Annotated in this window: 8 protein-coding genes; 6 read left to right on the top strand and 2 right to left on the bottom strand. The window is 62.6% G+C overall.

Annotated features, from left to right (window positions below; genetic code table 11):
• The 3 genes from PJE01S_RS12270 to PJE01S_RS12260 form a co-directional block, all read left to right on the top strand.
• A partial coding sequence (locus PJE01S_RS12270; protein WP_068833898.1) for an NAD(P)(+) transhydrogenase (Re/Si-specific) subunit beta occupies positions 1-1,279 on the top strand: 1,279 nt, incomplete at its 5' end.
• A 178-nt stretch (positions 1,280-1,457) separates the two neighbouring features.
• Entirely contained in the window at positions 1,458-3,146 is a 1,689-nt protein-coding gene (locus PJE01S_RS12265; RefSeq protein WP_068833897.1) for a long-chain-fatty-acid--CoA ligase, read from the top strand.
• A 203-nt stretch (positions 3,147-3,349) separates the two neighbouring features.
• Complete coding sequence (locus tag PJE01S_RS12260) at positions 3,350-4,135, top strand: 5'-methylthioadenosine/adenosylhomocysteine nucleosidase (protein ID WP_068833896.1); 786 nt, start codon at positions 3,350-3,352, stop codon at positions 4,133-4,135.
• Between the two features lie 108 nt (positions 4,136-4,243).
• Here the strand turns inward: PJE01S_RS12260 and corA are convergent, their stop codons facing one another.
• Both corA and PJE01S_RS12250 read right to left on the bottom strand, forming a co-directional pair.
• Positions 4,244-5,230: a magnesium/cobalt transporter CorA gene (corA, locus tag PJE01S_RS12255; protein WP_068833895.1), complete on the bottom strand. Its 987-nt coding sequence runs from the start codon at positions 5,228-5,230 to the stop codon at positions 4,244-4,246.
• 205 nt (positions 5,231-5,435) lie between these two features.
• A complete protein-coding gene (locus tag PJE01S_RS12250) occupies positions 5,436-6,674 on the bottom strand; it encodes a patatin-like phospholipase family protein (protein ID WP_068833894.1) in 1,239 nt (412 codons plus the stop codon).
• Between the two features lie 315 nt (positions 6,675-6,989).
• On the opposite strand from PJE01S_RS12250, the gene hpf reads away from it, so the two are divergent.
• From hpf to hprK, 3 genes are all read left to right on the top strand, one after another.
• On the top strand, positions 6,990-7,322 hold the full coding sequence (gene hpf, locus PJE01S_RS12245) for a ribosome hibernation-promoting factor, HPF/YfiA family (protein ID WP_068833893.1): 333 nt from the start codon (positions 6,990-6,992) through the stop codon (positions 7,320-7,322).
• A 182-nt stretch (positions 7,323-7,504) separates the two neighbouring features.
• A complete protein-coding gene (locus PJE01S_RS12240; RefSeq protein WP_068833892.1) occupies positions 7,505-7,978 on the top strand; it encodes a PTS sugar transporter subunit IIA in 474 nt (157 codons plus the stop codon).
• A gap of 31 nt (positions 7,979-8,009) precedes the next feature.
• On the top strand, positions 8,010-8,960 hold the full coding sequence (gene hprK / locus PJE01S_RS12235) for an HPr(Ser) kinase/phosphatase (protein ID WP_068833891.1): 951 nt from the start codon (positions 8,010-8,012) through the stop codon (positions 8,958-8,960).
• Positions 8,961-8,964: the final 4 nt, after the last annotated feature.

The raw sequence follows: 8,964 nt of genomic DNA, 5'->3' as shown, positions 1-8,964 counted from the left end.
GGCGCTGATCGTCGAAATCGCAGGCGGCCAGGCCTTGGGGCTGGGCTGGGTGCTGCTGGGCCTGGTGGTCGGCGGGGGCTACGGCGCCTGGCGCGCCAAGACGGTCGAAATGACCAAGATGCCCGAGCTGGTCGCCTTCTTCCACAGCATGATCGGCCTGGCCGCGGTCTTCATCGCCGTGGCGGCCGTCGCCGAGCCCTACGCCTTTGGCATCGCGGCCAAGGGCAGCCCCATCCCCAGCGGCAACCGGCTCGAGCTGTTCCTGGGCGCGGCCATTGGCGCCATCACCTTCAGCGGCTCGGTGATCGCCTTCGGCAAGCTGTCGGGCACCTACAAGTTCCGCCTGTTCCAGGGCGCGCCGGTGCAGTTTGCCGGCCAGCACAAGCTGAACCTGGTCCTGGGCCTGCTGACCATAGGCCTGGGCGGGGTCTTCATGTTCACCGGCAACTGGCCCGCGTTCTTCGCGATGCTGGCGCTGGCCTTTGTGATGGGCGTGCTCATCATCATTCCGATCGGCGGCGCCGACATGCCGGTGGTGGTGTCCATGCTCAACAGCTACTCCGGCTGGGCGGCCGCGGGCATCGGTTTCTCGCTGAACAATTCCATGCTGATCATCGCCGGCTCGCTGGTGGGCTCGTCGGGTGCGATCCTGTCCTACATCATGTGCAAGGCGATGAACCGCTCCTTCTTCAACGTGATCCTGGGCGGCTTCGGCGGCGAGGCCGCAACGGCGGCGGTCGGCTCGAAAGAGCAGCGCCCGGTCAAGTCGGGCTCGGCCGATGATGCGGCCTACATCCTGGGCAATGCCGAGACCGTGATCATCGTGCCGGGCTACGGCCTGGCGGTGGCGCGCGCCCAGCATGCGGTCAATGAACTGGCCGAAAAACTCCTCCACAAGGGTGTCAACGTCAAGTACGCGATTCACCCCGTGGCGGGCCGCATGCCGGGCCACATGAACGTGCTGCTGGCCGAGGCCGAGGTGCCCTACGACCAGGTGTTCGAGATGGAAGACATCAACGGCGAGTTCGGCCAGGCCGATGTCGCCATCATTTTGGGTGCCAACGACGTGGTCAACCCGGCCGCGCTCACCAAGGGCAGCCCGATTTACGGCATGCCTATCCTGGAGGCCTACAAGGCCAAGACCGTCATCGTCAACAAGCGCTCCATGGCGGCCGGCTATGCCGGGCTGGACAACGAGCTCTTCTACATGGACAAGACCATGATGGTGTTTGGCGACGCCAAGAAGGTCATCGAGGACATGGGCAAGGCGATCGAATAAGTCTTCTGCGAGCCGCTTGCGCGCCATGCCAGGGCCGCAAGCGCAAGCCATGGCACTATGAATATTAGAGGGCTTCCCCTTCGGATTTCCACGATTCCCTAGGGAAAACGCAATAGCCACGCAGAGGGCACGCCACGAGAATCCGTGGCAGTAAGAAAAAGCAAAGGAGACAACCCGCATGAATGCAGCGACCATAGACCGCCCATGGCTTAAGGCCTACCCGGCCGGCGTTCCCGCGGATATAGACGCTTCGCAGTACCCGTCGCTGGTGGCCTTGATGGAGGAGAGCTTCCAGAAACATGGCAGTCGTGTGGCCTACAGCTTCATGGGCAAGGACCTCACCTTCGGCCAGATAGACAGCCTGTCCGTCGCCTTTGGCGCTTATCTGCAGGGCCTGGGCCTGACCAAGGGCGACCGCGTCGCCATCATGATGCCCAATGTGCCGCAGTACCCGGTGGCCGTGGCCGCCATCCTGCGCGCCGGTTATGTGGTGGTCAATGTCAACCCGCTCTACACGCCGCGCGAACTGGAGCACCAGCTCAAGGACTCCGGCGCCAAGGCCATCGTCATCATCGAGAACTTCGCCAACACGCTGGAGCAGTGCATTGCTGCCACACCCGTCAAGCATGTGGTGCTGTGCGCCATGGGCGACCAGCTGGGCCTGCTCAAGGGCGCGCTGGTCAACTATGTGGTGCGCAATGTCAAGAAGATGGTGCCCACCTTCAACCTGCCGGGCGCGGTGCGTTTTAACGATGCGCTGGCGCAGGGCACGCGCGCAACGCTCAAGCGGCCCGACATCAAGCCCGACGACGTGGCCGTGCTGCAGTACACCGGCGGCACCACCGGCGTCTCCAAGGGCGCGGTGCTGCTGCACCGCAACGTGATTGCCAATGTGCTGCAGTCCGAAGCCTGGAATGGCCCGGCCATGGCCAGCCTGCCCGCCGGTGAGCAGCCCACATACGTCTGCGCGCTGCCGCTGTATCACATCTTCGCTTTCACCGTGAACATGATGCTGGGCATGCGCACCGGTGGCAAAAACATTTTGATCCCCAATCCACGTGATCTGCCGGCCGTGCTGAAAGAACTCTCCAAGCACAAGGTCAACAGCTTTCCGGCGGTGAACACGCTGTTCAACGGCCTGGCCAACCACCCCGACTTCAACACCGTGGACTGGTCGCACCTGAAGATTTCTCTGGGTGGCGGCATGGCCGTGCAAAGCGCGGTCGCCAAGCTGTGGCTGGAAAAAACCGGCTGCCCGATTTGCGAAGGTTACGGCCTGTCGGAGACCTCGCCCTCGGCCAGCTGCAACCCGACCAACAGCAGGGCCTTCACCGGCACCATTGGCGTGCCGATTCCCGGCACGTATTTCAAGCTGCTGGACGACGACGGCAATGAGGTGCCGCCCGGCCAGCCCGGCGAGATCGCCATCAAGGGCCCGCAGGTCATGGCCGGCTACTGGCAGCGTCCCGACGAAACCGCCAAGGTCATGACGCCGGACGGTTATTTCAAATCGGGCGACATCGGCGTGCTCGACGACAACGGTTTCTTCAAGATCGTCGACCGCAAGAAGGACATGATCCTGGTCAGCGGTTTCAACGTCTACCCCAACGAAATCGAAGACGTGGTGGCCAAGCTGGAAGGCGTGATGGAATGCGCCTGCGTGGGCGTGGCCGACGACAAGTCCGGCGAAGCCGTGAAGCTGGTGATAGTGAAGAAAAATCCGGACCTCACCGAAGCGCAGGTGCGCGACTATTGCAAGGCCAATCTCACCGGCTACAAGCAGCCCAAGGTGGTGGAGTTCCGCACCGAGCTGCCCAAGACGCCGGTCGGAAAAATCCTGCGCCGTGAGCTGCGCGACAAGAAGTGAGGTAAAGCCTCGCTTCTTTCGGCGGAGGCTGACAACTGCCCTGCTTGCAGGGCTTGTGATGCCGAAGCGACAGGAAGTGAGCGCGTAACACCTCACCCGCGAACAAGTTTTAGAGCCTGCAAGGGTTTTCTGGGGGCGACGCAAGGCGCCCTTTTTTATGCCTGTCGGGATTCAAGCCTGGGCTTTGTGGGCAAAATCAAGGCATGCCTTTCACCGCCCATCCTGCCGCCACGCCGACCGCCATCCTCAGCGCCCTGGCGCAAGAGCAGCTTGGCTTGATCGAACTCTTGAAGCAACCGCGCAAGCTTATCCATGCCGGTCGCGACTTCTGGCTCGGTGATTTGCATGGCCAGCCCGTGGTGCTGGCATTGTCCAGGATTGGCAAGGTCGCGGCGGCCACGACCACCACGGCGCTGATTGAGCGTTTTGGCGTGCGGCGCATCGTGTTCACCGGTGTGGCGGGTGGCTTGGGCGCAGGGGTGAGGGTCGGCGATGTGGTTGTGGCCACCGACTTTGTGCAGCACGACCTGGATGCCTCGCCCTTGTTTCCGCGTTACGAAGTGCCCCTGTACGGCAAAACCCGCTTCGATGGCGACGCGGCCTTGACGGCCCTGCTGTTCAAGGCGGCCTGTGGCGCGCTGCAAGACCGGCAAGAGGAGGCGCAGCAGGGCCTGGCCCCTCATCCTTATCCCGACGCGCGTGTTCATCGGGGCCTGATTGCCAGCGGTGACCGTTTTGTTTGCGGCGCCCACGAGTCCGGTGCGCTGCGGTCGGCGCTGGCGGATGCCGGTCATGAGGTGCTGGCCGTCGAGATGGAGGGCGCGGCCGTGGCCCAGGTCTGCCTGGACTATGGCGTGCCGTTTGCCGCCGTGCGCACCATCTCCGACCGTGCCGATGACAGCGCCCACGTCGATTTCCCGAGCTTTATCGACCTGGTCGCCAGCCGCTACGCCCAGGTGATTGTCGAGCGATTTTTAAGGTTGCTATAAATAAGATAGCTTTTTGCGCCCGTACCTAAAGGGCTGGGGCCGTATTTTCTTCGAACTTCTCGGGGGTGCCGCTGCCGGTGAGTTGCCAGCGGTCAGCCCGGGACATGCCTACTTCAGCCAGCCGCGCTTCCTGAAGTACCACATGGGCCCCATGGCGCTGGCCACCATCAGTCCCAGCGCATAGTGGTAGCCCAGCGCCCAGTCAAGCTCGGGCATGGACTTGAAGTTCATGCCGTACACGCTGGCGATCAGCGTCGGCGGCAGCAGGGCCACGCTGGCCACCGAGAAGATCTTGATGATCTTGTTCTGGTTGATGTTGATGAAACCGACCGTGGCGTCCATCAGGAAGTTGATCTTGTCAAACAGGAAGGCGGTGTGCGAGTCGAGCGAGTCGATGTCGCGCAGAATTTGCCGCGCGTCCTCGAACTGCTCGGCATTGAGCATCTTGCTGCGCATCATGAAACTGACCGCGCGGCGCGTGTCCATCATGTTGCGGCGGATCCGGCCATTCAAGTCTTCGTGGCGTGCGATGGCGCCCAGCACTTCGCTGGCCTTGGTATCGGTCACGTCGCCCGACAGCACCTGGGCGCTGACTTTTTCGAGTTCGACGTAAATGCCTTCCAGGGTGTCGGCGGAGTATTCCGCGTCGGCATCGAAGAGCTTGAGCAGCACTTCCTTGGCGTCTTCAATCAGCCCCGGCGCGCGGCGCGCCCGCATGCGCAGCAGCCGGAACACCGGCACATCCTCATCGTGAATGGAAAACAGCACGCCCTTGCTTTTCAGGTCGTCATTGACCAGGTTGAGGATGAAGGCCACCCGCACCGTGCGCGGCTCGGCGTCATCGGCAATCAGGAAGTCGGAGCGTATGTGCAGCTCGCCGTTGTCCTCTTCATAAAAGCGTGCGGACTCCTCGATGTCCTCGTCCATCACGTCTTCGGGAATGGACAGGCCGTAGTACTGCTTGATCCAGCGTTTTTCTTCCAGGGTGGGGGATTCCAGATCCACCCAGATCGGCTGGAATTTGGAGAGTTCTTCCAGGGACTCGATTTCTTCCTGGAAGAGGCGCCCGTTGGCGAGCGTGAAAATATTGAGCATGACTAACGGCCGATCAATTCAGGGCAGGCACGAGGCATGCGTCTGGCCTCGTGCGGGAAGGGGGTGAGGATGGTGGCATCGCTTTCAACCCCTGGCCCAACGTCATGCGGCGTCAGTCTGCGGTGTTGAAAGCCAGCGACTAGGACTGCTTTCCAAGGATTTCTCCGGAACAAATAAGCCGCGATTATGGCATTGCAAAGCTGTTTTATCCACCGCCCGCCCGGCCAAATGCCGGGCTGAAAAATGTCAGCAGTTCGTCCCTGCGGGCATAGGCGTCGTGCTCGCCCAGCGCCATCAACGCCTTGACGAAACCCGGCTCGAACAGCAGGTAGCTGGCCAGTGCGGCGCCGCCCGGGCTACTTTTGGCGCCGAGCGCGCCCAGGCCCGCCAGCGCGTTATAGGTGCTGGCGGGCAGCTCGCCGGCGTGCGCCTGCGCCAGCGCATCGAGCGACTGCGAAGGGGCGATCGCCAGCACATCCACGGGCCGGTAGGGCATGAGGGCTGCGATCTCACGCGGCATCTGGTGCATGGTTTTGCTGATGCGCTGGGTTTGCTCCACATCGGCCTGCAGCGTGTCCTGGAAGACGCTGGCCATGGCATGGCCGGCAATGGCGCCCAAGGTGGGCCTGCCGCTGACGCTGGGGCCATTGCCCGTGAAGCCGGCGCGCTCGGGCTGCCCGACGCCTATCACCAACACCTTGCTGGCGCCCAGGTGCACGGCCGGCGACAGCGGCGAGCTCTGGCGCATCGAGCCATCGCCAAAAAACTCGCGGTGGCCGTCCACCCACAGCGGCGTCGACGGGAACAGGAAGGGAAGGGCGCTGGAGGCCATCAGGTGCTCGATGGTGATGGGCTGGAATTCGGCGCGCCTGCCCGGCCGGCTCCACAACGCCGCCTGCCGGTCAGCAGCCATCTGGCAAAACGTCCAGTGCACGCCGCTGCTGTAACTGGAGGCCGTGACGGCGAGCGCCCGCAAGGTGCGGTTTTGCAGCGCCAGGTCGATGCGGCTCAGCGAAATCACGCGGTGCAAGGTGTCGATCAACGGTGTGTTATCCAGCAGTGACTGCTGGGCGCGTACCTGCTGCGACAGCAACAGGGCGGCCGCAATGCGGCTGGAGCGTATCCAGGCGGGGACTTTGAGCTTGTACACCTGCGATGAGTGCAGGGTGCTCCAGAAGCTGGCCAGCTGCCCAAAGGCCTGCAGCCCTTCACTGGCGTGGCTGGCCAGGAAGGTCGCGTTGAGGGCGCCGGCCGACGTGCCCACCAGGATCTGAAAGGGAAAGCGCTGGTTGGCCACACCACCCTGCAGGCTGAGCAGGGTGGACAGGGCATGCAGCACACCGGCCTGGTAGGCCGTGCGCGCGCCGCCGCCCATCAATACCAGGGCGGCAGGCGCCTCGTCAGGCCCGGTCGGATTGGACGCCGGGGCGGTTTCAGGCGGCATGGCCAGGCCTTGCGCGGAGCCGCGACGGTGAGGAGTTTCCGTGGAATTTCATGAATGCGCATGATGCCGTCTGGCCGGCGATTTTGTGAAGGAAATTGGGCCGCCGGCTCCTGCTCACGGTTTGGGCCCCTTGCCACACGCCTCGTGAGGTCTAGGGGTTTTTCAGAAGGTTGCACTATTTATTGTGGGGCAAGGTTGCAATTACCGCACTTCGGGCGCATAGTAAATCCAAGCACGTGTCCCCGTCTGTCGCCTCGCCTCACCGGTGAGGCGGTGTTTTCAACCCAGTTCCAACCTTGGAGAAGGAGTCTCTTTATGAATTTGACGATCAGCGGTCACCATCTTGAAGTTACCCCCGCGCTGCGTGGTTATGTGACTAGCAAGCTGGATCGGATTACCCGGCACTTTGACCAGGTAGTGGATGTGAAAGTTCTGTTGACAGTGGATAACATGACGGAAAAGGATAGACGCCAGCGAGCCGAGTGCAATGTGCATGTCAAGGGTCGCGACCTGTTTGCCGAGAGCTCACACGCTGATCTTTACGCCGCAGTCGATGAATTGGCTGACAAACTGGACCGCCAGGTCGGGCGTTACAAAACCAAAGTTCAGGATCATCAACACGTGACCGCCAAGCGGGTGGTTTCCTAGCTTTTGCGCCGGCCGTCAACCGTGCCCGGCACCTGACCTAGGCTGCCAGCCCTTAATGTGTCACCGAGTGTGACCTGATGGGCGTCCCGATGAGCCGCTTGCGCGGGGCAAGCGGCTTTTTTATGCCCCTTTTTTCTTTCATCCCGCTGCAAAGTGCATAATTCGGCGACTAAAAGATTGTTATGAACCGTCTTTCGCAAATTTTGCCCCCCTCCCAAGTGCTGGTCAGTGTCGAAGCGACCAGCAAAAAGCGTGCTTTTGAAGAAGCCGGCCTGTTGTTTGAGAACCTGCATGGCTTGAACCGTGCACTGATCACCGACAGCCTGTTCGCGCGTGAGCGCCTGGGGTCGACCGGGCTGGGCCATGGGGTGGCCATTCCGCATGGCCGCATCAAGGGCCTGAAAGCGCCCATGGCGGCGGTTTTCCTGCTGCAGGAGCCCATCGGTTTCGATGCGCCCGATGAGCAGGCGGTGGTTTTGCTGATCTTTCTGCTGGTGCCCGAAGCCGCCACGCAAAAACACCTGGAAATCCTGTCTGAAATTGCCGAGCTGCTCAGCGACAGCACCTTGCGCGAGCAGCTGAAAACCAGCACCGACGCGGCGGCGCTGCACCACCTGATCGCGTCCTGGCACTCCGCCCACGAAATCAGCGCCTGAAGGCCCTGGTTTCCTGAATCACAAGGCCGGCATGAAGCCCACTGTTGTCAGCGCTGACGTTCTGTTTGAAGACCACCGCGCCACCCTGAAGTGGGAATGGGTGGCGGGGCTGGGCGCCTCTGAACGGCGCTTTGATGAAGTGGCCGTGCGTGCCGCGCGCTCGGGGGCCGACCTGGTCGGTTACCTCAATTACATCCACCCCTACCGCGTGCAGATCCTGGGCGAGCGCGAAGTCGCCTATCTCACCAATGCCAGCCCCGAGGACTGCGCCCGGCGCATCTCGCGCATCATCACGCTGGAGCCGCCGGTGCTGGTGGTGGCCGACGGCCAGACGGCGCCCGACACGCTGCTGTCGATGTGCGAGCGCGCCCAACTGCCCATGTTTGCCACGCCGGAGTCGGCCGCCTTCGTGATTGACGTGCTGCGGGCCTATTTGTCCAAGCATTTTGCCGACCGCACCTCCATGCACGGCGTGTTCATGGACATTCTGGGCCTGGGCGTGATGATCACCGGCGAATCCGGGCTCGGCAAGAGTGAGCTCGGGCTGGAGCTGATCTCGCGCGGGCATGGCCTGGTGGCCGACGATGCGGTGGACCTGTACCGCATCAACCAGACCACGATCGAGGGGCGCTGCCCCGATCTGCTGCAAAACCTGCTCGAGGTGCGCGGCATCGGCCTGCTGGACATCAAGGCGATTTTTGGCGAGACGGCGGTGCGCCGCAAGATGCGGCTCAAGATGATCGTGCACCTGGTGCGCCGCGAAACGCTGGAGCGCGACTACGAACGCATCCCCTACGAGCCGCTGACGCAGGACGTGCTGGGCGTTGCCGTGCGCAAGGTCATCATCCAGGTGGAGGCCGGCCGCAACATCGCCGTGCTGGTCGAGGCCGCCGTGCGCAATGCTATCCTGCAGCTGCGCGGCATCAATACCTACCAGGAATTTGTCGAGCGCCATCGCAAGGCGATGGAGCAGGATGACTGAATCC

This window comes from Polaromonas jejuensis NBRC 106434 (genome assembly GCF_001598235.1).
Classification (GTDB): Bacteria; Pseudomonadota; Gammaproteobacteria; order Burkholderiales; family Burkholderiaceae_C; genus Polaromonas; species Polaromonas jejuensis.
Note: the sequence above shows the minus strand (reverse complement) of the source record. Positions and strands in the feature narration are given on the sequence as shown.

Excerpts from the sequence above, each read along its gene's own strand:
- PJE01S_RS12240 (WP_068833892.1), top strand. The coding sequence starts at position 7,505 with ATGAACCGTCTTTCGCAAATTTTGCCCCCCTCCCAAGTGCTGGTCAGT.
- PJE01S_RS12265 (WP_068833897.1), top strand. The coding sequence starts at position 1,458 with ATGAATGCAGCGACCATAGACCGCCCATGGCTTAAGGCCTACCCGGCC.
- hprK (WP_068833891.1), top strand. The coding sequence starts at position 8,010 with ATGAAGCCCACTGTTGTCAGCGCTGACGTTCTGTTTGAAGACCACCGC.
- PJE01S_RS12250 (WP_068833894.1), bottom strand. The coding sequence starts at position 6,674 with ATGCCGCCTGAAACCGCCCCGGCGTCCAATCCGACCGGGCCTGACGAG.
- PJE01S_RS12260 (WP_068833896.1), top strand. The coding sequence starts at position 3,350 with ATGCCTTTCACCGCCCATCCTGCCGCCACGCCGACCGCCATCCTCAGC.
- corA (WP_068833895.1), bottom strand. The coding sequence starts at position 5,230 with ATGCTCAATATTTTCACGCTCGCCAACGGGCGCCTCTTCCAGGAAGAA.
- hpf (WP_068833893.1), top strand. The coding sequence starts at position 6,990 with ATGAATTTGACGATCAGCGGTCACCATCTTGAAGTTACCCCCGCGCTG.